Genomic DNA, 25,871 nt, shown 5'->3' with positions numbered 1-25,871 from the left:
CGAGGAGGGGTGGGCGTGTCCGTCGACAAGAGCGCCACCGGCACCGTCTATGAACGGTTCCAGGGCACCACGGAGTTCCAGGAACTCCGGCGCAGATTCCGCCGATTCGTGTTCCCGATGACCGCGGCGTTCCTCAGCTGGTACCTGCTGTACGTCGTCCTGTCGGGGTGGGCGCGGGACTTCATGGGCACCGAGCTGTTCGGGGCCGTCAACGTCGCCCTGGTGTTCGGGCTGCTGCAGTTCGTCTCGACCTTCCTCATCGCCTACCTGTACGCGCGGCACGCCGAGCGGCGCCTCGACCCCGTCTCCGACGAGATCCGCGCCCGCATCGAGGCGGAGGCCGCCCCGGCCGCGGAGGACGCCAAATGAGCAACGAGACCCTCTCGATCATCCTGTTCCTGGTGTTCGTGGCGGCCACCCTGGCGATCACCGTGTGGGCGAGCCGCAACACCCGCAACGCCACCGACTTCTACGCCGGCGGGCGGTCGTTCTCCGGCGCGCAGAACGGCATCGCGATCGGCGGCGACTACATGTCCGCCGCCTCGTTCCTCGGGATCGCCGGGCTGATCGCCCTCTACGGCTACGACGGGTTCCTGTACTCGATCGGGTTCCTCGTCGCGTGGCTCGTGGCGCTGCTGCTGGTCGCCGAGCTGCTGCGCAACTCCGGCCGCTTCACGATGGCGGACGTGCTGGCGTTCCGGATGAGCCCGCGCCCGGTCCGCACCGCCGCCGGCGTCTCCACCATCGTCGTGTCGATCTTCTATCTGCTGGCGCAGATGGTCGGCGCGGGCGCGCTGGTGTCGCTGCTGTTCGGCTTCACCAGCGACTTCGCCAAGGGCGCGACGATCGCGCTGGTCGGCGTGCTGATGATCGTGTACGTGGTGTTCGGCGGGATGAAGGGCACCACCTGGGTGCAGATCGTCAAGGCCGTCCTGCTGATGACCGGCGCCACCCTCATCACGCTGCTGGTGCTGGGCAAGTTCGGGTTCAACCTGTCCAGCCTGCTGAACGACGCCGCCGACCAGAGCGGCAAGGGCGGGGAGTTCCTGGAGCCGGGGCTGCGCTACGCCACCGAGAAGCAGGGCCTGGAGGGCAAGCTCGACCTGATCAGCCTCGGTCTCGCGCTCGTCCTCGGCACCGCCGGGCTGCCGCACATCCTGATCCGCTTCTACACCGTCCCGACCGCCCGCGACGCCCGCAAGTCGGTGCTGTGGGGCATCGGGATCATCGGCGTGTTCTACCTGCTCACCCTGGTCCTCGGCTTCGGCGCCGCCGCGCTCGTCGGGTCCAAGGAGATCGCCAAGGCGAACCCGGCCGGCAACACCGCCGCCCCGCAGCTCGCCCAGCGCATCGGCGAGATCGTCTTCGGGGACGCGGGCGGGACGATCCTGCTCGCGGTCATCGCGGCGGTCGCGTTCGCGACGATCCTCGCGGTCGTGGCGGGCCTCACGCTCGCCTCGTCCTCGTCGTTCTCCCACGACCTGTACGCCCACGTGTTCAAGAAGGGCAAGGCGTCGGAGCGCGACGAGGTGCGCGTCGCCCGCATCTCCGCGTTCGTGATCGGCGCGGTGGCGATCGTCCTCGGCATCTACGCGCAGCGCCTCAACGTGGCGTTCCTCGTCGCACTCGCCTTCGCGGTCGCGGCGTCGGGGAACCTGCCCGCGATCCTGTACAGCCTGTTCTGGAAGCGGTTCAACACCACCGGCGCCGTCTCCGCCATCTACGGCGGTCTCGGCTCGGCCATCTTCCTGGTGGCGTTCTCGCCGGTCGTGTCGGGCTCGGAGAAGGCCCTGTTCACCGACTCCGACTTCAGCTGGTTCCCGCTGGAGAACCCCGGGATCATCTCCATCCCGTTCGGCTTCCTGTGCGGCTGGATCGGGACGCTGCTGAGCAAGGAGTTCAACGCCGCCAAGTACGCCGAGATCGAGGTCCGCTCCCTCACGGGCGCGGGCGCCGAGCCGGCGGCCGAGCACTGAGAGCCGCCGCGCGGAGGGGCGCCGCCCCCGCCCGCGCGGCTCGCGGTCCCGTCCCCTTCTGCCCCCGCGGGGACGGGGCCGCTCTGTGTCCGGCGTCAGGCCGGCTTCGCCTCGCGGGCCTTCCACGCGCGCCCGATGGTCCGCATCAGCGTCGGGTACACGAGGGTGTACCGGAACGGCAGGATGGCGGCCATGTAGGCCTTGCCGAGCAGGCCGTTCGGCTTCACCAGCACGGCCATGTGAGCGCGGTGCCCGCCGGCGCCGTCGGGGACCCAGCCGATGTGCATGACGCCGTGCACCGTCCGGTTGGCCATCTCGGCCGCCCACTCGTTCTCGGTCAGGTAGAGCGGCCGGAACGGCAGCGAACGGGGGGCGGGGCCCGCCGGGCGGCCGCGCAGATCGTCCGGCAGCCGCTCGCGCAGCGACCGCACCCGCCCGTCGAGCCCGGAGTCCTCCTTGTCCCAGCCGAGCAGCCGCCCGAGCCGCCAGCGGATGGCGAAGAGCACCCCGGCGACGCCAGGCAGATGGTTCTCGCTTGAGGTCATCTGCTCCAGCAGCTTCGGAAGGTCGTCCGGCCCGCCGGAGACGGGCAGGGCCCACACGTCCTCGAGCCGGAAGCCGGACGCGATCTCGTGGATCCGCCAGGGACGGCCGGTGTGCGCGCTCGCGGGGAGCTTCATCGCCAAGCACCTCCTCGGTGGGCGGGACGCGCCGCGCGTCCGCCTCGCGTTCAAATATACGGCACCGTATGAATCGCCTCTGGAGGGGGAGGCGATAATGGACCATGCCCGCCGTCATGCGCACGCCACGCAGCAGCTGGATCGAGCAGGGCCTGAAGGCCCTCGCCGCCGGCGGGCCCGACGCGGTCCGGGTCGAGGTGCTCGCCCAGGCGCTCGGCGTGACCAAGGGCGGCTTCTACGGCCACTTCCCCGACCGCAAGGCGCTGCTGGACGCCATGCTCGACCACTGGGAACGGCAGTCCGTCGACGACATGCGCGACCGGGTGGAACGCGAGGGCGGTGACGCCCGCGCGAAGATCCGGCGGGCGGGCATGCTCACCCGGGCGGGCGACCACCTGCACATCGACCTGGCCATGCGCGACTGGGCCCGCCGCGACCCGGCCGTCGCCGAGCGCGTCCGCCGCGTGGACAACCAGCGCATGGACTACCTGCGCGAGCTGTTCGGCACCTTCTGCTCCGACCCCGACGAGGTCGAGGCTCGCAGCATGCTCGCCTTCTGCCTCCTGGTCGGCAGCCACTTCCTCGCCGCCGACCACGGCGCCCGCACCCGGAGCGAGGTCATCGAACGCGCCGGCAGCCTCCTGCTCGGCACCGACTGAGCCTCTCGGTTCACAGGGCCTCCTCGCGGGGTGTCACCTCCTGCGGAGACCAGTGCGGGTCGCGGCCCAGGAGGGCGGCGATGTTGTCGATCGCGGGGCGGGACGGGTCTTCGGCGAGGGGTGGGCGGTAGGCGCCGTCCGGGCCGTTGAGGGGGCTGCCGGGAGCGGTGTTGGCCCGGGCGAGGGGCAGGGCGGCCTCGGTGATCCGGGACGGGGTGGCGGGCGTGGTGCGCAGGGCGCGGGCCAGGTCCCAGCGGTGGACCAGCATGTCGACCGCGTGGATGCCGAGCACCCACGCGGTGGACAGCGGGCCCAGCCGGGGCATGGTGACGGTCTCGCCCGCCCGTTCGAGGACGGCGAGGCAGCGGGCGGCGGTCAGGGCGAAGCCGTCGCGCGGGTCGCCGGCCGGTTCGAGGGGCGGCAGCGCGGTCCGTGCGATGGCCTCGTGGCGCTCGTTCATGTGGTGGAGCAGGTCCGCGACCGTCCATCCCTCGCAGGGGGTCGGGTCCGCCAGCGCGGCGTCGGGGATCAGTGCCACGTCGTGGCCGATGAGGGCCAGGGCCGTGGCGTCGAGATCGAGCAGGTCGGTCATGTCGCGTCCCATCTTTGGCGAACGTTCGTTCGCCAAAACCATAGCGTACGGCCGTTCGCTAAACTGGCGGGCATGTCTCCTCGTCACTCGGCGGCCGAAGCCGCCCGGACGCGCGAGCGGATCGTGCGCGCGGCGGTGCTCGACGCCTCCCTGCTGGGGCTGGAAGGCCTGACGGTCGGCGCGCTGGCCCAGCGGCTCGGCATGAGCAAGGCGGGCCTGGTCGGCCCGTTCGGGTCGCGCGAGCGGCTGCTCATGGCGGCGCTCGACCAGGCCTGCGAGATCTTCCGCGCCGCGGTCACCGGCCCCCTGGAGGGGCTGCCGCCCGGGCCGGAACGTCTGGGACGGCTCATCGACGGGTGGGTGGAGTACCTGGCCGACTGCCCGTTCCCCGGGGGCTGCTTCATCACGGCCGCCACGTCCGAGCTCGACGGGCGGCCGGGGCCGCTGCGCGACCGGCTGCGGGAGATCGTCGCGTCCAACCGCGGGGCGCTGGCGGCGGAGGTCGCCGCCGCCCAGACCGCGCTGCCGGGCCCGCACCGTCCGGCGGCGGAGGTCGCCTCGACGCTGATGGGCCTGTCGATGGCGGCCAACCAGGAGATCCAGCTACTGGACGACCCCTCGGCCGCGGCCCGTGCGCGGGACGCCATGCGCCACGCGGCCGGGCTGCTCGGATCTTCTTAAATCTGTGGAAAGAGGACGCGGGTTGCCGGGAGGGTTGGGGGGTGGGATACGGAGAGGTCGGGCGGCCGCGGGCGCCGGTCATCGAGCTGGCCGACCGGCGGGCGCTGGAGCGGTGGCGGCCCGCCGACGAGGAGGTCGTGGCGGCCGCGCGGGCGCTGAAGGAGCGGGCGCTGCTCGAACTGGGGATGACGCACAGCGCCGTCGCGTCGTGGCTGTTCAGCAAGTGCCACCACCAGGTGCCGACCACGGCGGTGGACACGGCGGCCGTGGTCGCCTCCGGCGACGGGTCCTGCCTGCTCCTCTACAACCCCGAGTTCTTCGTGGGGATCGGCGGCGAAGGGGTGCGGTTCGTCCTGTTCCACGAGGCCCGGCACCTCGTCCAGCGGCACCTCTTCGCCGACGCCGACCTGCGCAGCGACCCGGTGTTCACGCTGGCGTGCGAGGTCACGATCAACCATGTCGCGATGGTGCGGCTCGGAGCGGACCTGCCCGAGATCGGCGGCTCGCCCGTGGGGATCTCGCCTCGCGGCGTGTACGGGTCCTACGCGGAGGACCTGCGGGAGCAGGGCGTCGAGCCGCTTCCGTTCGAGGAGTGGGCCGAGACCGACATGAGCGTCTACCGGGAGCTCCGGCGGATGCGGAACCCGCCGGGCACCGGACGGGCCGCCTGCGTCCACGTGATCGTCGATGTGCTCGACCAGGAGACCGCCGGGCGGGTCGGGGACGACGTGCTGCGGAGCGTGCTCATCGCGGCGCGGCGGGGCGACCGGGTGGCGCGCGACGAGCTGCTCGACCTGCTGCGGCGCACCGAGGGGGCCACGGAGGGCGTCGACAAGATCTGGGGTGACCTCGGGGCGCACGCCCTGCGGGGCGCCACGTCGGCCACGCGGCGGGTGGAGTGGTGGCAGCGGTGGCTCGTGGACGTCCTCGCCTCGAAACTGGAGGAGGGGGAGCGGCTCGTCTACCCGAAGAAGCGCGGGGCGGTGCTGGCGGCGCTCGGGCACGAGCCGATGCTGGCGCGCCGCGGGCCGCAGCGGGTGAAGACGCTGGTCATCGCGCTGGACACGTCGGGGTCGATGCCGGACGGCCTCGTGGAGTGGCTCGGCGAGCTGGTCGGCCGGATCGACGGGGCCGAGGCCGAGTGGGTCGCGTTCGACGGCTCCGTGAAGCCGTTCCGGCCCGGGGAGCCGCTCCGCGGCGGCGGCGGGACCGACTTCGACGCCGTCCGGCGCCACGTGGAGGGACGGGACGAGCCCGCGGACGCCGTCATCGTGGTGACCGACGGGTACGCCGACCCGATCGTCCCGGCGGACCCGGGCCGGTGGATCTGGCTGATCACCTCCGGGGGCGACGAGTGGCCGGAGCGGCGGGGGATGGCCTGCCACCGGGTCCGGTCGGAATGGTGAGCTTTGGGCTACGGTGGCGGCTCATGGCCTCCCCTTCCAGGACCCGAGCCTTCGACATCGCCCGCTGCACGGCCGGCCTGCTCCGGTTCGCGACGCCCGGCGAGATGGACGCGCTGCTCGGCCATCTCCCGAAGAGCCGCGTCGAGCAGGCGGTGCACAGCTTCGGGCGGCCGAACCGGGTCGTCCTCGAAGCCCTGCTGCGCCGCGGCCGGCCCAGTGACCTGGACCTGCTCGTCCAGCACGCCTTGCTCGCGGGCGACCCGCCGCAGCTGCTGGGGCGGCTGCTCGACCTGGACGACCCCGAGGTCAACGCGACCCTGCTGACGGCCGAGGCCGCGCTCGGGCGCATCCCGCGGAACCTGCGGCGCCAGCTCGCCCACCAGACGTCCCGGCGGGACGGCGTGACGCCGCTGCCGCTGCCCGCCGAGGTGCGGCGGACCCTGCTGTCCACGCGGGGGCAGGAGCCCCTCGACCACGCGCTGCTCTACGCGGCCGACCCGGAGCTGGCCGGGGACGCGCTGCTCTACCTCGGCGCGGGCGCCGATCCGCACGGCGCCGCCCTGGCCTGCCTGACGCTGCTGGACGCGGACCGGCGGACCGAGATCCGGCAGCTCGTCGAGGAAGGGCGCCTGCCCGCCTTCCGGTGGGGACCGGAGGAGTCCGAGCCGAGCGTGCTGGCGTACGCGCAGGCGGCGCTGGCGAGCGCGGAGGGGGAGCGGCGGCTGCGGGAGCTGTCGGAGCGCGTGCGCCGGCCCGAGTTCCTCCGCTCGGTCGCCGAGATCGCCGACGTGGACGGCTGCGAGCCGTGGCGCGGGAGGCCGCTCGTCCGGACGGTTGTGAACCGCCGCCACCCCTGCGTCCCGCGCGTGGGCTGGGACGCGGTGCTGGCGGACGAGCCGCGGCGCAGGGCGGCGGAGGGGCCGTTCCCCCTGCGCGCGGCCCGGTTCGTGGCGAGGCGCACCGACGCTCCGCTCGACCTGGCCCGGATCGTCGTCGCCGACCATCCGGACCTGGCCGTCCTCCTGCCCGACCCCGCGCCCGAGGTGCTCGCCGACCTCGCCGCGGCGGGGGCGGGCCCGGACGTGATCGTCAAGGTCGTCGGGAACGGCTTCGCCGCCGGGACGCTGACCGCCGGGTTCGTCACCGAGACCGTTCCGGAGCCCGCGCTGCGCGCGGTCGCCGAGACGCTGTGGATCCCGGGCCTGCGCGGCACGGCGCAGGTCAGGGCGCGGCTCGGGCTCGACGGGGACGTCGCCCTGACACCGCGGTTCGTCGACGAGACCGGCCACGGCCGCAAGCACCGTCTCCGCGAACCCGGCGTGTGGCACCACTGGGACCCGGTGCTCGCTTACGGCATAGAAGCGGGACGGCTGTTCACGGGGGACGGGGAGGTCACCGCCGATGCCGTGCTCGCGGCGGCGAACGTCAACGCCGTCCTGGTGGCACTGGATGTCAATCCCGCCCTCGACGAGGTCGAGGGCAGGCCCGACCCGCGGGTGCTGCGCCGCCTCGCCGAGCACGTCGACCGGCATCTCGGCGGGCGGCCCGAAGCGTGGATGGTGGCGCTCAAGCTTCTGGAGGACGGGTTCGTCGGCACGCTGCCCGAGCTGCTGGCGACCGCCGGAGCCGTCTCCAGCTGAGCGGTCACCAGTTGACGACTTGGTAGTCCTTCAGCAGGCAGCCGCTCGGCGGGTCGCCGTCGCGCTCGCCCAGCACGATCGGGTGGTAGATCCGGGCGGCGGCGTCCACGACGTCGAGCGGCGGGCGGAACCCGGCGGCGGTCCGGCGCGCCCGCGCGGGCTCCGGCTGCTGGTCGGTGAACCAGCCCGGATCGACGCTGGTGACGTGCACGCCGTGCCCGGCCAGCTCGGACGCGGTCGTGCGCGTCAGCATGTTCAGCGCCGCCTTCGCCATGTTCGTGTGCGGATGCTCGGCGCCCTTGTACACGCGGTCGAACTGCCCCTCGACGGCCGAGACGTTCACCACGTACCGCCGCGGATGCCGCGAGAGCTCCAGAAGGGGACGCAGCCGTCCCAGCAGGACGAACGGCGCCGTCACGTTGATGAGCTGGACCTCCAGCAGCTCGACCGGGTCGACCTCGTGCACCAGCCGGGTCCAGGAGTTGACCGGGGACGGGTCGGGGAGCAGGCCGGCGACGTCGAGCGCCCCGGCCGGCAGGGGCACGGGCGGCGCGGCGGGCGCGGGGAGCGCCGCGCGATCCTCGCCCGCCAGCAGCTCCGCGTACGACTCCGGCGGGTGGCGCAGCGTCTGCGCCGCCAGGTTCACCAGGATGTCGAGCGGCTCGCCCGCCTCGACGAGCGCGTCGCACCACCGCACGAGGGACGGGAGGTCCCGCAGGTCCATGCCGGCGACCGTGAGGCGGTCGTGCCAGTCGGCGCGGTCGGCGACCTCGGCGAAGCGGCGGCGCGCGTCGGCGGGGAACCGGGTCAGGGCGGTCACGGCGGCGCCGTCCCGCAGCAGCTTGAGCACCAGCTCGAACCCGGCCTTGACCCGCCCGCCCGTGACGATCGCGCGGCGTCCCGCCAGGTCGGCCCGCGCGTGCCGGTGCCGCCGGTGCTCCCGCGCGCACGGCGGGCAGAGGCGGTGGTAGAACGCGTCCGCCTCCCGGAAGTGCGCCTTGCAGACGTAGCAGGCGCGCAGCCCGCCCGTCACCGTCCCGGACGGGACGGCCTCGCGCGGCGGCTCGGCGGGCGCGCCCTCCACGCGTGCCGCCGCGCCGGTGGCGGTCGCGGCCAGCATCCGCGCGTCGGCCGCCGCGCGCCGCAGCCGGGCCGCGGCCCGCTCGCGCTCCCGGGCCCGCCGCACGAACGCGCCCGCCGCCGCCCGCACCCGCGCCACGTCGGGGTCGCCGTCCGGCGCGTCCGCCAGCTCCGCCAGGACGCGCAGGCAGGTCCGCACATCGTCGTCGCGCATGCGCACCATTTAAGACCCGCGATCTCCCGCCCCGCGACCTCGCCCATCAAGATCACAAAACGGCACGGTCGTGCCCGAACCGTGAGAAGTCTGTCGCCGCCTGCTGTTAGCGTCCGTCCAATGAAGGCTGCCGATCTTGAACAGGCGCTCCGGGACGACCCCGGCGACCTCGCCTCCTGGCGCGCCTACGGCGACCGGCTGCGGGAGCGGGGCGACGCCCGGGGGACTCTCATCGAGCTCCGGCAGCGCCGCGACCGCACCCGTCCGGCCGATCGCGAGGCCCTGGACCGCGAGATCGCCGCGCTCGAGGACGAGCACCGGCGGAGCTGGGACGCGGGGCTGCCGGAAGGAGCGACCGTCCTGGAGCGCCGGTACGGGTTCGCCACGAAGGTCGCCGTCGAATGGTCCGGCAACGCGCCCGCGTCGATCGAGCAGGTCGTGCAGGCCCCCTTCGTGACCGCGCTGCGGATCGCGCCCTCCGACGCCCAGGAGCGGAGCGACCTCCTCTGGGACGAGGACCCGTCCGAACCCCCGTGGCCGGTGCCGTCCCCGTCCATCGACACCGGCGCCTTCGCGACGCTCGACCTCGGCCGGATCGTCGAACTCGATCTCTCGTACCTGCGCATCGGCGCACCCGGTGCCGAGGCCCTCGCCGTCTCGACGTACTTCCGCTTCGTGGCGTCCGGCGCGGGCGGCCCCGGCGCCCCGGCGGGGAGGGGGCGAACCGAGGTCCTCGACCTGCGGTACTGCCGCGTCGGAGACGCCGGCCTGGCAGCCCTCGCGGCGTCAGAGGGCTTCGCCGGTGTCCGCCGCCTGCACCTCCAGCGGAACCTGCTCTCCGCCGAAGGCGTGAGCGCGCTGCATCTCCTCACCGGACTGGTCGAGCTCGACCTGCGCTACAACGCGATCGGCGCGGAGGGGGTGGAGGCCCTGCTCGCCGCGCCCTTCGCCGGCTCGCTGGAGCGGTTGCTGCTGTACCGCGACGACGTCGGAGAGGCCGGCGCGAAGATGCTCGCCGACGCACCGCACCTCCCGCCCGCACTGCGCAGCTACTGGAGGAACGTGTGAGCATCGAGCTCCGCGACGGCTTCTTCGCCCTCTCGAACGGCCGGGCCCCCGCGGAAGAGGTCGACCGCTACCGCGCCCTGGTCGACGCCACCGACACCGAGGCCGCGACGACGATCGACGGGCTGGCGGCGAGCTGGCACCCGACGGCGAGGTTCAAGGCGGTGCGCTTCGTCGACGCCGAACGCATCGACGCCGGTGTACGAGATCTGTTCGCGCGGCCGAGCGAGAACGCGCCGTACCTCGCCGCCGTCTTCGTCGATCCCCGCGAGTTCTCGTTCCGCACGTTCGAGAACATCCTCCCGCTCGACCACCGGTTCGCAGGCGTCCCGCTGGAGCTCGAGCTGGCCGGTCGCGACGAGGTCGCCGAGGGCGTCCAGGCGTTCTCGCTGCGGCTCCCCGACCCGGCCCGGGCCTGCTTGGAGCAGCTCGACTCGCTGGACCTGTACGTGCCGCCGCTCAACGCGGGCTCGCGGGGCGGCGACCGGTTCATCTTCCACTCGGCGCTGCTGGCCGAGGCCCTCACCAGCGCGGTGGCCGAGGCGATGCCGCAGCCGGCCCTCGACGGCTTCTCGCACGTGAACCCGGTGTTCCGCTGCAACCGTTTCGAGCCGGGCGACGCCGACTTCCACCGCCACCTGGACACCCCCTACTACGACGCCTCGCGCCGCCACGTCTCCCGCTACACGGTCCTGCTGTACCTCACCGGCGGCTCGGCCGATCCCGCCCTCGCCCTCGAAGGCGGCGCCGCGTTCGAGACGATCGAGCCCCTCACCTGTGTGATCTTCGACCAGCGGTACGAGCACGAGGGCGCGCCCTACCGCGACGGCCGCAAGGTCTTCCTGCGCACCGAACTCGTCTTCACCGATCCGGACGTCGCGCACGATCCCGAGATCGGCGCGCTGTTCAGCAAGGCCTGCTACCTGACCGGCGAGAGCGTCTTCGCGCCGGAACTCGCCCGCCATGCCGACGCCTACTACAACCGGGTCGCCGCCGCGCACTGGAACGGCCTGGCGACCGGCGCCGGCCGCGAGCCCTTCGTCCACAAGCAGTTCCGCGGCGTGCACTTCGTCGCGAACGGCTACGACTTCTGGTTCGCGAAGAGCGACGAGACGACGCTCGCCGAGTGCGCCGCCCTCACGCTGCTCGACTACTTCAACTGCAAGCTCGGCGACGAGGCCTTCCGCACCCTGTGCGACTCCGAGGTGATCGAGGCCGACGGCACGGACTGGATCCCGGCCTTCCTCGGAGACAGGCGCGGCGAACCGGCGGTCGCGCCGTTCGACAAGTCCCTGCTGTTCCCGGCGCCGGAGGCGCCCTCCAGCGACGGCCTGCCCGACTGCGCCTGCATGATCTGCAGCGGGAGCGTGGTCGGCCCGAACTTCGAGACCTCGCGCAACGCCAAGATCATCGAGCACTACACGCGCGCCCAGGACTCCGCGAAGGCCGACATCCTGCCCGCGCCCGTCCTGATGCTCGGCGAGGACGTCCACCTCGATCCGGAGATGTTCCTCGTCGAGGGCAACCGCATCCACGTCCTCGGCAAGGAGGCGCCGGCGCCGGTGAACTTCGCCGCCTGCCAGGGCGGCCCCCGGTTCCCGGACGCGGAGGACTTCATCACCCCCGCGGCCAAGGTCGGCGTGGCGCACTTCCTCGTTCCGCCGATCCTGTTCGCCGAGACCGCCGACACCTACCACCTCAAGTTCGACTTCTTCCGCAACACCTGGATGGCGAAGCACGAGCAGTCCACCGTCACGGTGCCGATGATCCGTCCGTTCGACATGGACGAGACCGGCTACGAGTGCATGTGCGAGTGCGACTGTGACTGCGGTTGCGACGAGGACGAGTGCCTGTGCACCGACGACTGCGAGGAGTGCGGCTGCGGATGCGCCGAAGAGGATGACGAGGACGGCGAGGTCGAGGAAGCCGGCGAGTAGCCTCGCCGCGGCCACTCGGACGGTTCAGGCGCGGCCGTTCGCGGACAGTTGGGCCATCCGCGCCAGGGCCGCCACCCAGAAGCGCTGGCGTTCCCGGGTCTGCCCGACCAGGTAGGTGGCCCGCAGTTTCGGCGGCAGGTACGGCAGCAGCCGGGCCACCACGTCGAGATGCCTTTCCAGCTGCGACACCTCGGCGTTGGAGAACACCTGGTGGACCAGATCGGTGTCGTCGGTGCCCTCCCGCGACGTCTCGGCCGCCTTCGCCAGCCGGGCCTCCCACCCGGCGCGGTCCTCGGCGATCTCCACCAGGCCGATCCGCCGGCGGTCCGCCAGCCGGGCCTCCAGCCCGGACAGCGGCACCGGGGCGTACTCGCCGTCGCCGAGGTACATCAGGCCGGGCTGCAGCGGCATCTCCGCCCGGTGCAGCTTGATCAGCCGCTCCATGGTGCGCTTGGTGACCCAGTCACGGCCCTCGTCGTCGATGTCGTTCTTCCACCACTCCAGGACCGTCTCGGCCGTCTCGCCGTAGGTCGAGATCAGCCACTCGTTGGCCGGGATGTCGTCCGGGTGGACCTCGTAGCTGACCGTGAACCGGCTGGCCTGCGCCACGTTGTTGGCGGCCACCAGCAGCTTGCGGCCCAGATGGTAGGGAGGGTTCTGCAGCGCCACCTGCGCCCGCAGGCCGGGGAGCCGGCGCCCGGCGAGCGTCCACTCCTGAGTGATCTCCATGAGCCTGGCGAAGGCCGCCTTGTCCTTCGGCCGGTTGTACTCGTCCCAGATCAGCACCCTGGGCCTCGGGTCGAGCAGCGGCCGGGCGAGCATGGTCTCCAGCGACCCGTCCCGGGTGGGCACCGGCACGCACAGGTCCTCGACGCTGGTCACCGGCAGCGAGAAGTAGACGGGCTCGTGGCCGGTCTCCTCCCGGGCGATCTGCTTGGTGATCTCCGTCTTGCCGCATCCCGGCGGGCCCTGCAGGAGGACGGCCCAGCGGTTGGCGACCGCGGCCCGCAGGATGCGGCGGACCGGGTCGGCGACGGTGGCGGGGTTGCCCGCCCCGACCGCCGCGGCGATGCCGTCGAGCACCTCGGCCGTGCGGTCCCGGCCCGGCCGGCCGTCCCGATCCTCCTCCGCCAGCGCCAGCCGGCGGCCGTTCTGGATCGGCAGCCCCCAGGCGAGGGGGAAGCCGGCGCGGGCGCAGTCCAGGACGTGCTGCAGCGTGCGCGGCGAGAGCAGGTGGCGCAGCTCCGGGCTGAGCGCGGCCCAGTCGCGGAACACCTCACGCAGATCCCAGTCGGGATACCGCTCGGCCAGCGCGGCCCGCCACGCGGTGTCGTTCGCGGTCAGCCGGAGGGTGACCATCCGGTCCAGGATCGCCGGGTCGGACCGGCGGACGCCCGTCTCGGCCAGCGACTCGTTGTCGGTCAGGAACACCCCGACGCAGCCGAGCTCGCGCAGGTCGTACTCGCCCAGGCTCCAGTCGCAGGCGATCTGCATCAGCTGGGACTGCACCGCGTTGCCGGCCTGCAGCGAGTCGTCGATGAGCAGGACGAACGGCCTGCCCGGGACGAGCTGCCGCATGACGAGCTGGCGCAGCACCAGCTCCCCGCTGCGGTCGTCGCGCACCGGGGCGTTCACCAGCAGGTCGTCGGGGGAGAGGTTGGCGGCGGGCACGACGACCAGGGCGGTGCCGGGAAAGCGCTCCGGCACGTACGAGACGAACGTGGAGGTCTTGCCGATGCCGTGCTCGCCGAAGATCTGCCCGGTCTGCCCGGTCGAGATCATCGCGTCGATGAACTTCTCGAGCCTCGTGGCGGGGCCGTGCTCCGGTGGACCGGGATAGGTGGCGGTGGGTCTCCACAGCCGTCCCGCAGCCGTCACTGTTCGGTTCTCCTCGCTCATCGCCCGGACGTGACCCGGTGGCACGCCATCGGCGGGCGGTGGTGGTCCGGCCAGTCGTCGCCGCCGTCGGTGATCAACCAGATCCAGCGGCCGGGGGCGGCCGGGGTGACGTGCGGCGCGCGGCCGTCGGTCACCATGATGACCGCGTCGGGTTCGGTCTCGAACCGCCTGCCGTCGACCTCCAGCCGGCCCTCGGCGTAGTCGACGACGTTCTGGAAGTCGGTGCCGCCTCCGCCCGCCACCCGCTCGCCGGGAACGAACGGCGTCACGACACCGTCGAAGCAGAGCCAGTGGCTCTCCACCCCGTCGGTCGAGCCGACCAGCGTGGTCAGCCAGTCGATCACGTGGTCGGGCATCGATCCCGACGTGTCGATGGCGACGAGCATCACCTTCGTCCGCTCCGGTCCGCGCCGGACCAGCATCGGGTCGTGGCCCAGGGCAAGCAGGACCGCGCCGTGCTTCTTCGGGTAGACGAGGCGGTCGCCCTCGCTCAGCTTCGAGGCGAGCACGTCGGTCAGCCACCGCTGCCACCAGTCGACCCGGCGGGTCTTCGGGGTGACGCCGCGCAGCCTGTCCAGGCCCAGGCTCCCCCACAGCCGCTCCAGCCGCTCACCGCCGTCCGCCGTGCGGCCCGCCAGATCGAGGAGCTCGCCGCGCGCCGCCGGGTTCCCGCGCAGCGCGGCCTGCATCACCTCGCGCAGGACCTCGCCGCCCAGCCGCTCCACGGTCTCCGCGTCCAGGGGAAGGTCCCGCCGTCCAAGCCGGTCGCCGTGCCTCGTCTCGCCGGGATCGTCGCCGCCCAGGTGGACGCAGTACGCCGTGACGGGTTCGCTGAGCGCCTTCATCCGGCGCAGCTCGCCGTACACCGTGAGATCGGTGTGGCTGAACTCGTCGTAGGGGAGCGGCGCCAGCCCCTGCCGCCGCAGATCGTCCCGGTACGCCTCGTAGACCAGGTCGGGGTCGACGCCGACCGGCTCCCGCTCCCCGGCGCCGGACGCCGTGCGCGCGGGGACCGTGGGCAGGCCGGACCGTCCCAACCGGCGCAGGGCGACATGGTTGATGGACACCTCGGCGGCCATCGTGAACACCGGGTCGGAACGCAGCTCCTCGTCCACGTGGAGGTGCCGGTGCATCAGATGCCGGGCCTCGTGGAACAGCACGAACCCGACGCCGTCGTAGTCCAGCTCCAGGAAGAAGTACGGGTTGTAGAGCAGGGCGCAGCTTCCGTCGCCGGTGGCCGTCACGGCCGCCGTCGGGATCGCGGTGGTCGGAATGTGGTGATGGCACTTGGCGTACAGCCAGGACGCCACCACGCTCTGCCCCGCACCGAAGCCCAGCAGAACGGACTCCTTGCGCCGGCGGGCCTGCTCGACCACCTCCGGGTCCGCGGCCTCCTCCGCCAGGAGCCGGCGGAGGCCCCCGGTCGCGCCCTTCCCCGTGTAGATGGCGTTCTCCGATCCCGCCCTGTGACATCCGGAGCCAGGAACGATAGCGGGCCGATACGACAGGCTCCGGGCCGCGGCCGGGGGAGCGGCGGCGGGTCAGCGGGTAAATCGGGTGATCCGGACGTCTCCGGACCGGTGTACTTGACGCATGAGCATGCCGGACGGGCCGCGGCTGGCCCGCTTCATCGACACGATGATCGAGCTGGGGATCACCGGGCAGGTCTTCGGCGAGCACGGCATCGGCAAGACCTCCACGTTCTTCCACCACGTCAGGCGCCGCGAGGGCACCGCGCTCGTCTACGTCCCCGCGGCGAACCTCACGCCGGACGACCTGCTGGTCAACGCGCCCGTCCGGCAGGACGGGGAACTGGTGCTGCGGCAGCTCATCATGGGGCAGCTCAAGCCGGGCAAGCCGTTCGTGCTGCTCATCGACGACTCGCTCCAGGCGGGCGCGACGATCCAGTCGCAGCTCATGCAGATCGCCTGCAACTGGACGCTCGGCGAGCACGACCTGCGCGCGCTCGGCTGCGTCGGGGTGTTCCTGACCGACAACGAGACGCTCACCGAGACCGCCGCGCTGCGCACGGACCCGGCCGTCCTGGACCGGATGGCGACGCTGCGGGTCACCGCAGCCGACACCGCCTGGCGGGCCGCGCTGTCGCGCAGGTTCCGCGGCGTCGACCTCACCGGCGTGTTCCGGGTGTGGGCGTCGCTGCCCGCCGAGCTGCGCAGGCTGCTGTCGCCGCGCACGCTGGAGCACGTCCTCGACTGCGCGCTCGCCGGGTTCCCGCTCGCCTGGGGCCTGCCCCTCGTGGACGGACGCCGTCTGCCGCTCGCCGCCTCGGACAAGAAGCGGGGAGCCGACCAGGCCCCCGAGATCCTCGGCCGCATCGCCGCCGAACTGCGCCGCGCCGGGGCCGACGTCCCGAACCCTGCGCACGTGCCGGACGCCGTCCGCCGGGTCGTCCGCGCGGCGATCGAGCGGCGCTGGGCCGTGCTCGTCCAGGGACCGCCCGGCTGCGGCAAGACGGAGGTGGTGAAGGAGGTCGTCCGGGACGAACTCGGCGCGGAGCCGCTCTACTTCTCTCTGCCCGTCACCAACGTGGAGGACTTGTGCGCGCCCGTCCCGGCTCTGGACGGAACCCTCGACAACCTTTTGTCGGGCCCGTTCCTGGAGCCGGGCGACAAGGCCATCGTCTGGGACGAGTACAACCGTCCCAAGGACAAGGCCACCTTCGCCCGCCTCATGGAGGTCACGCAGGAGTGGTCCCTGGCCGGACGGCGCATCAAGGATCTCCGTGCGCAGATCGCCTTGCAGAATCCTCCGTACTACCTGGGCCGCAAGCTGCTGGTGTCACGCAACACCATCGCGCAGGCGTCCCGCTTCACGGTCTCGCTGGAAATCGAGCCAGATGACATTCCGGCGAACGAATGGCTTATTTCCCGTTACGGCGGGGTGGCGGAAACCGTCCTTGAGTGGTGGAAGAACGACATCGACGACGAGGGGCGGCAGTGGATGACCAAACGCACCCTGGAGCGCCTCATCCGCCTGCACGGCACCGGGCTGCCCCTGGACGTCGGCAAGATGTACCTGGGCGACGGCGACTACGCGCCGGTCTCGCTCACCGCCCTCGAGGCGCGGCTGGCCCGCCGGGAGGTGACCGGCCTGCGCGAACTTGCCGCCGACCTGGACGTCTGGGTGGAGCGGCTCCGCGCGGCCGGGGACGAGGGCTCGGACGCGACCGACATCGTGCACCGCGTCCTCGCCAACGCCGAGCTGTCGCAGCTCCGCCGGCACGAGGAGGCGGCCGCCCGGCTGGCGCCGCTGCTGCCGCCCAAGCTGAAGGCCACGTACCTGTTCGGAGCCGATCCGGAGCGGCAGCGGTTTTGGACGGGCGTCTTCATGGGAGGTCTCCAGGGGGGATAGATCGGCAAACGTCCTCGCCACGGTCCGACTTGGCTAGAATCCGTCCGTCAGACAGGCTTCCGCCGAGAGTGCGCATCTTTGTCCGGTCGCGATCTGTCCCCCGCGAGGAAGCCCTTGCTCATCGTCCTGCCCTAAGGAGCCTGTGCATGCCCGTGGAATCGGAAAGGCCCGTCCCCGCGGCGAGTCCCGTGATCGGGGAGGCCGAGATCGAGGCGGCCGTCCGCGTGCTCCGCAGCGGGCGGGTCGTGCAGGGCCCCGAGGTCGCCGCGTTCGAGGAGGAGTTCTCCGCGCTGGTGGCGGGCCGCCACTGCGTCGCCGTCAACTCCGGGACCTCGGCCCTGCACCTGAGCATGATGGCCCTCGGCATCGGCCCCGGCGACGAGGTGATCGTGCCCTCGTTCACGTTCGCGGCCACGGCCAACGTCGTCCGCCTCGTCGGCGCCGAGCCCGTCTTCGTCGACATCGAGCGCGGCTCGTTCTGCGTCGACCCGGACGCGGTCGCCGCGGCGGTCGGCCCCCGCACCGCCGCCATCATGCCGGTGCACCTGTACGGGCACCCGGCGGCGATGGACCGCGTCGGCGCGATCGCGCAGCGGCACGGCCTCGCCGTCGTCGAGGACGCCTGCCAGGCGCACGGCGCCGCCCACGGCGGCACCCCGGTGGGCGCCCTGGGCACGATCGGCTGCTTCAGCTTCTACCCGACCAAGAACATGCACGCCCTCGAGGGCGGCATGATCACCACGGCCGACGCGGAGACCGCCCGGACGCTGCGGCTGCTGCGCAACCAGGGCATGGAGCAGCGCTACGCCAACGAGATCGTCGGCGCCAACGTGCGGCTCACCGACGTCGCCGCGGCCATCGGTCGGGAGCAGCTCAAGCGGCTGCCCGGCTGGACCGAGCGCCGCATCGGCAACGCCCGGTTCCTGGACGGCAAGATCACCGGCGCGGTGGTGCCGCCGGTCGCGCCCGGCGTGCGGCACGTCTACCACCAGTACACCGTCCGCGTCGCCGGCGACCGGGACGCCTTCCAGCGGCGCCTCGAGGAGCGCAAGGTCGGCAGCGCCGTCTACTACCCGAACCCCGTCCACCGGCTCCGGCCGTTCCTGAAGGACGGCGCCCCCGACCCGCGCTGGGACCTGCCCGAGACCGAGCGCGCCGCGACCGAGGTGCTGTCGCTGCCGGTGCACCCGTCCCTCGCCGACGACGAGCTGGCGCGCGTGGCCGACGCGGTCAACGCCGCCGGGGCCGCGTCGTGAGCGCGCTGCGCGCGGGCCTGGTCGGGCTCGGCGTGATGGGACGCAACCACGCCCGGGTCCTGTCCGGGCTGCCCGGCGTCGACCTCGTCGGGATCGTCGACCCGGCCGGGCGTCCCGAGGGCGCCCCGCACGGGGTGCCGCTCATGGCGTCCCTCCAGGAACTGCTGGACGCCCGCGTCGACTACGCCGTGGTCGCCTGCCCGACGGCGCTGCACGAGGAGATCGGGCTCGCGCTCGCCGAGGCCGGCGCGGGCGCGCTGATCGAGAAGCCGCTCGCCGACTCGGTGGAGGCCGCCGAGCGGCTGGTGACGGCGTTCCAGTCGCGCGGGCTCGTGGCCGGGGTCGGCCACATCGAGCGCTACAACCCGGCGCTGCAGAGCATGCGGAGCCGGCTGGAGGCGGGCGAGCTGGGCGAGGTGTTCCAGGTCGTCACGCGCCGCCAGGGCCCGTTCCCGCACCGGATCGCCGACGTCGGCGTCGTCAAGGACCTCGCGACCCACGACATCGACCTGACCGGGTGGGTCACCGGCCAGGACTACGTGTCGATCTCCGCGCACACCGTGGCGCGCAGCGGCCGCCCGCACGAGGACATGGTCGCCGCCGTCGGGCGGCTGACCGACGGCTCCATGGTCAACCACCTGGTGAACTGGCTGAGCCCGCTCAAGGAGCGCACCACCGTGGTCACCGGCGAGCGCGGCTGCTTCATCGCCGACACGCTCACCGCCGACCTCACGTTCTACGCCAACGGCGAGGTGAACACCGAGTGGGAGGCGCTGCGCGCGTTCCGCGGCGTCTCCGAGGGCGACATGATCCGGTACGCGATCCCGAAGCGCGAGCCGCTGCTGGTCGAGCACGAGCGCTTCCGCGACGCGGTCCTCGCCGGCCCCGGCGGATCGGCCCCGGGCGACGTCGTCACCCTGCGGCAGGGCCTGCGGACGGTCGAGGTGTCGGCCGCCGTCCTGAAGTCCGCCCGTCTCGGCGAGACGGTCACGCTGCTCCCAGGGGAGGTGCTCGGTGCCGTCTGACGCAGCCGCCGGGGTACCCGACGTCACCGTCGTGGTCGCGGTCTACAACACGATGCCGTACCTGACCGACTGCCTGAACTCGCTGGTCGGGCAGAGCATCGGCCCCGGCCGCATGGAGGTCGTCGCGGTCGACGACGGCTCCACCGACGGCAGCGGCGCCGAGCTGGACCGGTTCGCCGCGGAGCACCCGGACGTCATCAGGGTGCTGCGCCAGCCGAACTCCGGCGGCCCGGCCGCCCCGAGCAACCGGGCGCTGGACCACGCGACCGGCCGCTACGTCTACTTCGTCGGCGCCGACGACCACCTGGGCCCCGAGGCGCTGGAGCGCATGGTCGCGGCGGCCGACGAGTGGGGCTCCGACGTCCTCGTCGGGAAGATGGAGGGCGTCAACGGGCGGGCCGTCCGCCGCCCCGAGCTGTTCGCCGAGAACCGCCCCGAGATCGACCTGTACGACTCGGTGCTGCCGTGGGTGCTGTCGAACTGCAAGCTGTTCCGCCGCGAGCTGGTCGAGCGGCACAAGCTGCGCTTCCACGAGCACATGCGGATCGGCAGCGACCAGCCGTTCACCCTCGAGGCGTGCGTGCGCGCCCGCCGGATCTCCGTCCTCGCCGACTACACCTGCTACTACGCGGTGCTGCGCGACGACGGCGGCAACATCACGCAGGGCGCCGTCCAGGTCCACACCCGGCTCGAATGCGCGGAGAGCCTGTTCGGCGTCGTCGCCGACCTGATCGAACCCGGCCCGAAGCGGGACGCGATCCTCAGGCGGCACGCGCGCTGGGAGCTGACCATGCCGACGCGGGAAGGGTTCCTCGAACTCGACCGCGCGGCGCAGGAGGACGTCGCCGCCCGCGTCGGGAGCCTCGTCGAGCGGTACGTGACCGACGAGGTCCTCTATACGCTGCCCATCGTCCGCCGCGCCCGGCTCCGGCTGGCGCAGCTCGGCGAGGTCGACCTGCTGTGCGAGGCGATCCGGGACGGGGTCGCCGAGCGCCCCTACCTGATCGCGCTCAAGGACGGCCGCACCTACCTCGCCTACCAGGGCTTCGAGGACCCCCGCCTCGGGCTGCCGGACGACCTGTTCGAGATCACCAAGGGGATGCGCAAGCGGCTGTCCCAGGAGGCGCGGACGGTCGCCGTGCGGCGCGACCGCGACACGGTGGAGATCACCGTCCGGACCCCGCTCACCGGCCCCGAGGCCGCCGACCCCGCGACCGCCCGGCTCGCGCTCGCCCCCCGCGGCGACGGCGAGACCCTCGACCTCGACGAGTACACGACCCGCGAGGCGCGCGAGGACGGCCTGCACGTCACCGCCCGGATCCCGGGGGTGCTCACGGCGGCGTCCGGCAAGGCCCGGCACGTACTGAGGCTGATCGTCCGCGCCGCCGGGGAGACGCACGACGTCGCCGTGCCCGCGGCGGCGCCGGTCGTGCCCGACCCGCGCGGCGAGCTCTTCTGGCACCGCGCCAGGCCCTACCGGCTGGCGGTGGCCGGCGACGACCGGCACGGCACGATCATCGAGACACGTCCGGTACGTCCGGCCCAGGCCGTCGCCCAGCGGGTCCGGCGCGTGACGTCCCTTGGAGGTAGGTAGCACATGCGGATCTGCGTGGTCGCGCTCGGCAAGATCGGCCTTCCGCTCGCGGTGCAGTTCGCCCGCAAGGGCCACCGGGTGATCGGCGCCGACGTGGACGAACGCGTCGTGGCCGAGGTGGGCGCCGGTCGCGAGCCGTTCCCCGGCGAGGCGGAGCTGGACGTCCACCTCGGCGAGGCGGTGCGCGCCGGGCTGCTCACGGCGACGACCGACACGGCGGCGGCGGTCGCCGAGTCCGAGGCCGTCGTCGTGGTCGTGCCCCTGTTCGTGGACGCGGAGGGCGTCCCGGACTTCGGCTGGATGGACGCCGCGACGCGCTCCATCGCTCAGGGCCTGCGCCCCGGCACGCTCGTCAGCTACGAGACGACGCTGCCCGTCGGCACCACCCGGGACCGCTGGGCCCCGATGCTGGCGGAGGGGTCCGGCCTCACCGCCGGCGACGGCTTCCACCTGGTGTTCAGCCCCGAGCGCGTGCTGACCGGACGGGTGTTCGCCGACCTGCGCCGCTACCCCAAGCTCGTCGGCGGCGTCGACGAGGCGTCGGCCCGGCACGGCGTCGAGTTCTACGAGCAGGTCCTCGACTTCGACGAGCGGCCGGACCTCGACCGCCCGAACGGCGTCTGGGACCTCGGCTCCGCGGAGGCGGCGGAACTCGCCAAGCTCGCCGAGACGACCTACCGGGACGTCAACATCGGCCTCGCGAACCAGTTCGCGCGCTACGCCGACGCGGCGGGCGTGGACGTCATGAAGGTCATCGAGGCCTGCAACACCCAGCCGTACAGCCACATCCACAAGCCGGGCATCGCCGTCGGCGGCCACTGCATCCCGGTGTATCCGCGGATGTACCTGTGGAACGACCCGGACGCGACCGTCGTCCGCGCCGCCCGCGAGGCCAACACGGGCATGCCCGAGTACGCCGTCGGCCTCCTCGCCGACGCCTACGGCGACCTGACCGGCGCCGGGGTCCTCGTGCTGGGCGCGGCGTACCGGGGCGGCGTCAAGGAGACGGCGTTCTCCGGCGTCTTCCCGACGGTGGAGGCGCTGCGCCGGCGCGGCGCGGTCCCGTACGTCTCCGACCCCCTGTACACCGCCGGGGAGCTGGAGGCCCTGGGCCTGCCGCCCCACCGCGGCGAGTCGGTCACGGCCGCGATCGTGCAGTCCGACCACGCCGCCTACCGCGAACTCGGCGCGGACGACCTGCCGGGCGTCAAGGCCCTGGTCGACGGCCGCCGCGTCACCGACGCCACCCGCTGGCCCGGCGTGCACCGCGTCGTCATCGGCGCCCCCGACGCCCGGACCGGTTCGTAGCCGCTCGCTGACCGCTCGGGCCGGTCCGCGCAAGCGCCCCGGCCGACCGCGACTGGAGATCCGAATGCAAATCGAAGACGAGACGGTTCCCGGCGGGCCGTCGCGCGGCCGCGTCGTCATGCTCGTCGACAACGACGTCGTGCGCGACTCCCGGGTGCAGAAGGCCGCGCAGTCGATGGCCGACTCCGGGTGGGAGGTGCACCTGCTCGGCAGCGCGCGGGGCAAGAGGCGCCGCTCCTGGAGGATCGGCGGCGCGCGGGTGCGGCTCCTGCCGGTGCAGCACGTGCTCCTGCGCGACCGGCACGGCGTCCTGCGCGCCACACTGCGCCGCCCGCTCGCCTACGGGCACCCGAAGGTGGCGGACTACCGGCGGCGGCTCGTGCAGTCCCGGCGCGCCGACCTCGCCGCCGCGCGCCTCGACCGGAACTCCCGCGGCCCGGCGCGCAAGGTGTGGCTGCTGGGCCGGCGGGTCACGGCGAAGTTCCAGTCGCGGTGGGTGGCGCTGCGGGTACGGCAGACCGAGTCGCTCGCCGCGGCCCGCCTCGACCCGCGCTCGCCGGTGGAGCGGCTCACGATCGGCTTCTGGCTGAAGGTGCTCGGCGACCGTGCGTGGCGCGTCCTGAACCGCAACCTGTGGGACTGGGACAGCGCCTACGGCAAGGTCATCGACAGGCTCGAACCCGACATCGTCCACGCCAACGACTTCCGCATGCTCGGCGTGGCCGCGCGCTCGGTGCGGCGGGCCCGCGCGAAGGGCCGGAAGGTGAAGCTCGTGTGGGACGCGCACGAGTTCCTGCCGGGCATCCGCCCCTGGGGCTCCGATCCGCGCTGGCACCCCGCCATGTGCGCGTACGAGCGCGAGTACGCGGGCGACGCCGACGCGGTCGTGACCGTCTCGGAGGCGCTCGCCGACCGGCTGGTCGAGCGGCATGGCCTGCGCGGCAGGCCGACCGTCGTGCTCAACGCCCCGATCACCGGGGGCGAGCCGAGCACGTCCGATCCGGTTCCCGACATGCGTGAGATGTGCGGCGTCGGGCCGGACACCCCGATCGCCGTCTACAGCGGCGCCGCCGCCCCGCAGCGCGGCCTCGACATCATGATCGAGGCGCTGCCGCGGCTGCCCGGGCTCCACGTGGCCCTGGTCGTCTCCTCGGCGGGGTCGGAGTACGTCCGCGGCCTGGTCGCCCGCGCCGCCGAACTCGGCGCCGCGGACCGCGTCCACACGCTGCCCTACGTGCCGTTCGACCAGGTCGTCCCGTTCCTGGCGACGGCCGACGTCGGCGTCATCCCGATCCACCACTGGCCCAACCACGAGATCGCGCTGATCACGAAGTTCTTCGAGTACTCGCACGCCCGGCTGCCGATCGTCGTGAGCGACGTGGAGGCGATGGGCGACATGGCGAAGGCCACCGGGCAGGGCGAGGTCTTCCGCGCCGAGGACCTCGACGACTACGTGCGGGCGGTCGAGGCCGTCCTCGCCGACCCGCGGCGGTACCGCGCGGTGTACGACGACCGGCCCGAACTGCTCCACGAATGGACGTGGGAGGCGCAGGCCGAGATCCTGGACGGCGTCTACTCCAAGCTGCTGCCGTCCGCCGCGAGGCCCGCTCCGGGCGCGCCCCCGGCGGATCCGGACGACCAGCTCATCGGCGCGCAGGACTGACGATGGCGGCGGACAGCAGCGCCGGCGCCGGCGTGGCGGTCGTCACGCCCTGGTATCCGAACCCGTTGCAGGAGTGGGCCGGATCCTTCGTCCGGTCGATGGTCGAGGCGACGGCCCCGGGATGCGGCGACGTCACCGTCTACCACACCGAGGCGTGGCTGATGCGGCAGCCGGCGGAGGAGGTCGAGGCGGCGCGCGAGGCGCACCGCCGCCTCCTGCCGGTCGCGCTGCACCCCGCGCCCGACGTCGCGGGCTCGCGGCTGGTGCGCGTCCCGGTGCCGACGGTCCCGGACTACACCTTCGCCGAGCTCGCGGTGCAGCACGCCAGGTGGCTGCGCGAGGCGCTGGGCGGCGAGCCGATCCCGGCGCCCGTCGTCCACGCACACGTGGGGCTGCGCGGCGGCTGGACGGCACTGGAGAACGCCCGCCCGGACGCGCGGGTGTTCGTCACCGAGCACGCGTCCTTCCTGGACAAGGTCCTGGAGCAGCCCGACTCGCGGGAGATGTACGAGCGGGTCCTGGAGCGCTGCACCGGCTTCCTCGTGGTCACCGACGTGCTGCGGGACACGCTCGCCGAGGCGTTCCCGGCGCTCGCCCACAAGATCGAGATGATCTCCAACCCGATCTCGTTCGGGGAGCCGCGCGAGCGTCCCGTCACCGAGTTGCGGCGCTGGCTCTACGTCGGCACCCTCGTCGAGCGCAAGGGCGTCGGCTGGCTGCTGGAGGCGTTCGCCGAGTGCCTCGCCGAGGACTCCGGGCTGACGCTGACCATCGCCGGGCCGGGCGTGCTGGCCCAGCAGCTCAAGGAGCGCGCGGCGGAGCTCGGCGTCGAGGGCGCGGTGTCGTTCACCGGCGCGGTCGCCCCCGACGAGGCGGCGCGGCTCATGCGGGAGCACGACCTGCTCGTCCACCCCGCCCGGTGGGAGACCTTCGGCGTGACGATCATCGAGGCGGTGGCGGCGGGCCTGCCGGTGCTCGTCACCCGCTGCGGCGGCCCCGAACGCACCCTGGCCGGCATAGAAACCGCCGCGGGGGAAATGATCGACGTCGAGGAGAACTCGGGCTCGATCGTCGCGGGCTACCGCCGCCTGCGGGACCGCTTCCCGGACGGCCTCGACCTGGCGAAGGCCCGCGAGATCCTGGACGGGCGATTCGGATACCGCACGGTGGCCGAGGCGCACCACCGGCACTGGTTCCCGGAGGCCCGAGCGGACGGCGCGGCCGCCGGAGCGGACGGCGGGCCCGAAGCGGAGAACGACGGTGCCGCGAACGGGGGAGAAGAAGCGTGAACGTGCTGTTCGTGGCGCTCGGCGCCTCCCGCCGGCCCGCGGTCGTCCGGGAGGCGGCGCAGGTCCTCGCGGACGGCGGCACCGCCGCCGTGCTGGTGCGCAAGACCTCGACGTGGGCGAAGGACCCGCTTCCGGACGGCGTCGACGCCGTCGAGCTGCCCGCGCTCGAACGGCGCTACCGTCCCGCCGCGGTGCGGATCGCGCTCTTCCGGATTCCCGCGCTGCTGCTGCGCGTGTGCTTCCCCGGGCCGCTGCGCGCGCTGGGGAAGCGGATCGACTCGGCGTACCGCAGGCGCGTCGCCCGGCCCGTCGACCGGCGGCTGGCCCGCCTCTACCGGCGCGACGCCGGTGCGGTGCGCCGCAGGATGGTCGAGCGCGAACTGCTGCGCGGCCGCTCCATCGACCTCGTCGTCATCGCGGACCCGCAGTCGCTGGTGACCGTGTCCGAGCTCGCGGAAACGATCACGGACGCCGGAGCGGCGCTCTCCTACTCCATCGCCCATGAAAGGTCCCCGGCAGGCTGAGCCAGAGGATG

21 protein-coding genes are annotated in these 25,871 nt (G+C 73.1%); 16 read left to right on the top strand and 5 right to left on the bottom strand.

Annotation, left to right across the window (positions count from 1 at the left end):
• Positions 1-9 precede the first annotated feature (9 nt).
• Positions 10-369, top strand: coding sequence for a DUF485 domain-containing protein (locus BJY14_RS17425; protein WP_179844579.1), 360 nt, complete (start codon positions 10-12; stop codon positions 367-369).
• On the top strand, positions 366-1,976 hold the full coding sequence (locus tag BJY14_RS17420) for a monocarboxylic acid transporter (RefSeq protein ID WP_179844578.1): 1,611 nt from the start codon (positions 366-368) through the stop codon (positions 1,974-1,976). Before BJY14_RS17425 ends, BJY14_RS17420 begins: the two co-directional genes overlap by 4 nt.
• A gap of 95 nt (positions 1,977-2,071) precedes the next feature.
• Here BJY14_RS17420 and BJY14_RS17415 read toward each other — a convergent pair whose 3' ends face one another.
• Positions 2,072-2,656, bottom strand: coding sequence for a DUF2867 domain-containing protein (locus BJY14_RS17415; protein WP_179844577.1), 585 nt, complete (start codon positions 2,654-2,656; stop codon positions 2,072-2,074).
• A gap of 116 nt (positions 2,657-2,772) precedes the next feature.
• Here BJY14_RS17415 and BJY14_RS17410 point away from each other — a divergent pair, with 116 nt between their 5' ends.
• Positions 2,773-3,315, top strand: coding sequence for a TetR/AcrR family transcriptional regulator (locus BJY14_RS17410; protein WP_246395956.1), 543 nt, complete (start codon positions 2,773-2,775; stop codon positions 3,313-3,315).
• A 10-nt stretch (positions 3,316-3,325) separates the two neighbouring features.
• Here the strand turns inward: BJY14_RS17410 and BJY14_RS17405 are convergent, their stop codons facing one another.
• The gene (locus tag BJY14_RS17405; protein WP_218905441.1) at positions 3,326-3,919 is read right to left on the bottom strand and encodes a maleylpyruvate isomerase family mycothiol-dependent enzyme; all 594 of its coding nucleotides are present in this window, start codon (positions 3,917-3,919) and stop codon (positions 3,326-3,328) included.
• A gap of 60 nt (positions 3,920-3,979) precedes the next feature.
• Between BJY14_RS17405 and BJY14_RS17400 the strand changes: the two genes are divergently transcribed.
• From BJY14_RS17400 to BJY14_RS17390, 3 genes are read left to right on the top strand one after another with little or no spacing between them, the layout of a single operon-like run.
• The gene (locus BJY14_RS17400) at positions 3,980-4,588 is read left to right on the top strand and encodes a TetR/AcrR family transcriptional regulator (protein WP_179844575.1); all 609 of its coding nucleotides are present in this window, start codon (positions 3,980-3,982) and stop codon (positions 4,586-4,588) included.
• Positions 4,589-4,629: 41 nt separating this feature from the next.
• Positions 4,630-5,994, top strand: a complete 1,365-nt coding sequence (locus tag BJY14_RS17395) for a DUF2201 family putative metallopeptidase (protein ID WP_179844574.1) — start codon at positions 4,630-4,632, stop codon at positions 5,992-5,994.
• A gap of 23 nt (positions 5,995-6,017) precedes the next feature.
• Positions 6,018-7,634 (top strand): hypothetical protein, encoded by a 1,617-nt coding sequence (locus BJY14_RS17390; protein WP_179844573.1) that lies wholly within the window; start codon positions 6,018-6,020, stop codon positions 7,632-7,634.
• A 4-nt stretch (positions 7,635-7,638) separates the two neighbouring features.
• Here the strand turns inward: BJY14_RS17390 and BJY14_RS17385 are convergent, their stop codons facing one another.
• A complete protein-coding gene (locus BJY14_RS17385) occupies positions 7,639-8,928 on the bottom strand; it encodes an SDR family NAD(P)-dependent oxidoreductase (RefSeq protein ID WP_246395955.1) in 1,290 nt (429 codons plus the stop codon).
• A gap of 120 nt (positions 8,929-9,048) precedes the next feature.
• Here BJY14_RS17385 and BJY14_RS17380 point away from each other — a divergent pair, with 120 nt between their 5' ends.
• Positions 9,049-9,996: a leucine-rich repeat domain-containing protein gene (locus BJY14_RS17380; protein WP_179844571.1), complete on the top strand. Its 948-nt coding sequence runs from the start codon at positions 9,049-9,051 to the stop codon at positions 9,994-9,996.
• Positions 9,993-11,930: a hypothetical protein gene (locus tag BJY14_RS17375; RefSeq protein WP_218905440.1), complete on the top strand. Its 1,938-nt coding sequence runs from the start codon at positions 9,993-9,995 to the stop codon at positions 11,928-11,930. Before BJY14_RS17380 ends, BJY14_RS17375 begins: the two co-directional genes overlap by 4 nt.
• Positions 11,931-11,954: 24 nt before the next feature.
• On the opposite strand, the gene BJY14_RS17370 is transcribed toward BJY14_RS17375, so the two are convergent.
• Both BJY14_RS17370 and BJY14_RS17365 read right to left on the bottom strand, forming a co-directional pair.
• Positions 11,955-13,808, bottom strand: coding sequence for an ATP-binding protein (locus BJY14_RS17370; RefSeq protein ID WP_312879275.1), 1,854 nt, complete (start codon positions 13,806-13,808; stop codon positions 11,955-11,957).
• A 17-nt stretch (positions 13,809-13,825) separates the two neighbouring features.
• Positions 13,826-15,205 carry a DUF2201 family putative metallopeptidase gene (locus BJY14_RS17365; protein ID WP_312879273.1) on the bottom strand — a complete coding sequence of 460 codons (1,380 nt, stop codon included), beginning with the start codon at positions 15,203-15,205 and terminating at the stop codon, positions 13,826-13,828.
• 217 nt (positions 15,206-15,422) lie between these two features.
• Between BJY14_RS17365 and BJY14_RS17360 the strand changes: the two genes are divergently transcribed.
• From BJY14_RS17360 to BJY14_RS17325, 8 genes are all read left to right on the top strand, one after another.
• A complete protein-coding gene (locus BJY14_RS17360) occupies positions 15,423-17,201 on the top strand; it encodes an ATP-binding protein (RefSeq protein ID WP_179844569.1) in 1,779 nt (592 codons plus the stop codon).
• A 146-nt stretch (positions 17,202-17,347) separates the two neighbouring features.
• The gene (locus BJY14_RS17355; RefSeq protein ID WP_179844568.1) at positions 17,348-18,457 is read left to right on the top strand and encodes a DegT/DnrJ/EryC1/StrS family aminotransferase; all 1,110 of its coding nucleotides are present in this window, start codon (positions 17,348-17,350) and stop codon (positions 18,455-18,457) included.
• Positions 18,454-19,482, top strand: coding sequence for a Gfo/Idh/MocA family protein (locus BJY14_RS17350; RefSeq protein WP_179844567.1), 1,029 nt, complete (start codon positions 18,454-18,456; stop codon positions 19,480-19,482). The genes BJY14_RS17355 and BJY14_RS17350 overlap by 4 nt, the downstream gene beginning before the upstream one ends.
• On the top strand, positions 19,472-21,076 hold the full coding sequence (locus BJY14_RS17345; RefSeq protein WP_218905439.1) for a glycosyltransferase family 2 protein: 1,605 nt from the start codon (positions 19,472-19,474) through the stop codon (positions 21,074-21,076). Before BJY14_RS17350 ends, BJY14_RS17345 begins: the two co-directional genes overlap by 11 nt.
• A gap of 3 nt (positions 21,077-21,079) precedes the next feature.
• The gene (locus tag BJY14_RS17340; RefSeq protein ID WP_179844566.1) at positions 21,080-22,384 is read left to right on the top strand and encodes a nucleotide sugar dehydrogenase; all 1,305 of its coding nucleotides are present in this window, start codon (positions 21,080-21,082) and stop codon (positions 22,382-22,384) included.
• 64 nt (positions 22,385-22,448) lie between these two features.
• Positions 22,449-24,047, top strand: coding sequence for a glycosyltransferase family 4 protein (locus BJY14_RS17335; RefSeq protein ID WP_218905438.1), 1,599 nt, complete (start codon positions 22,449-22,451; stop codon positions 24,045-24,047).
• A 2-nt stretch (positions 24,048-24,049) separates the two neighbouring features.
• Positions 24,050-25,336, top strand: a complete 1,287-nt coding sequence (locus BJY14_RS17330; protein ID WP_218905437.1) for a glycosyltransferase — start codon at positions 24,050-24,052, stop codon at positions 25,334-25,336.
• Entirely contained in the window at positions 25,333-25,860 is a 528-nt protein-coding gene (locus tag BJY14_RS17325) for a hypothetical protein (protein WP_179844565.1), read from the top strand. The genes BJY14_RS17330 and BJY14_RS17325 overlap by 4 nt, the downstream gene beginning before the upstream one ends.
• Positions 25,861-25,871: the final 11 nt, after the last annotated feature.

It is taken from the genome of Actinomadura luteofluorescens, assembly GCF_013409365.1.
Lineage (GTDB): Bacteria > Actinomycetota > Actinomycetes > Streptosporangiales > Streptosporangiaceae > Spirillospora > Spirillospora luteofluorescens.
Note: the sequence above shows the minus strand (reverse complement) of the source record. Positions and strands in the feature narration are given on the sequence as shown.

What these genes read in the sequence shown, in the direction of transcription:
- BJY14_RS17420 (WP_179844578.1), top strand. Translation starts at nt 366, where the DNA reads ATGAGCAACGAGACCCTCTCGATCATCCTGTTCCTGGTGTTCGTGGCG.
- BJY14_RS17415 (WP_179844577.1), bottom strand. Translation starts at nt 2,656, where the DNA reads ATGAAGCTCCCCGCGAGCGCGCACACCGGCCGTCCCTGGCGGATCCAC.
- BJY14_RS17410 (WP_246395956.1), top strand. Translation starts at nt 2,773, where the DNA reads ATGCGCACGCCACGCAGCAGCTGGATCGAGCAGGGCCTGAAGGCCCTC.
- BJY14_RS17405 (WP_218905441.1), bottom strand. Translation starts at nt 3,919, where the DNA reads ATGGGACGCGACATGACCGACCTGCTCGATCTCGACGCCACGGCCCTG.
- BJY14_RS17400 (WP_179844575.1), top strand. Translation starts at nt 3,980, where the DNA reads ATGTCTCCTCGTCACTCGGCGGCCGAAGCCGCCCGGACGCGCGAGCGG.
- BJY14_RS17390 (WP_179844573.1), top strand. Translation starts at nt 6,018, where the DNA reads ATGGCCTCCCCTTCCAGGACCCGAGCCTTCGACATCGCCCGCTGCACG.
- BJY14_RS17385 (WP_246395955.1), bottom strand. Translation starts at nt 8,928, where the DNA reads ATGCGCGACGACGATGTGCGGACCTGCCTGCGCGTCCTGGCGGAGCTG.
- BJY14_RS17380 (WP_179844571.1), top strand. Translation starts at nt 9,049, where the DNA reads ATGAAGGCTGCCGATCTTGAACAGGCGCTCCGGGACGACCCCGGCGAC.
- BJY14_RS17360 (WP_179844569.1), top strand. Translation starts at nt 15,423, where the DNA reads ATGAGCATGCCGGACGGGCCGCGGCTGGCCCGCTTCATCGACACGATG.
- BJY14_RS17355 (WP_179844568.1), top strand. Translation starts at nt 17,348, where the DNA reads ATGCCCGTGGAATCGGAAAGGCCCGTCCCCGCGGCGAGTCCCGTGATC.
- BJY14_RS17340 (WP_179844566.1), top strand. Translation starts at nt 21,080, where the DNA reads ATGCGGATCTGCGTGGTCGCGCTCGGCAAGATCGGCCTTCCGCTCGCG.
- BJY14_RS17335 (WP_218905438.1), top strand. Translation starts at nt 22,449, where the DNA reads ATGCAAATCGAAGACGAGACGGTTCCCGGCGGGCCGTCGCGCGGCCGC.
- BJY14_RS17330 (WP_218905437.1), top strand. Translation starts at nt 24,050, where the DNA reads ATGGCGGCGGACAGCAGCGCCGGCGCCGGCGTGGCGGTCGTCACGCCC.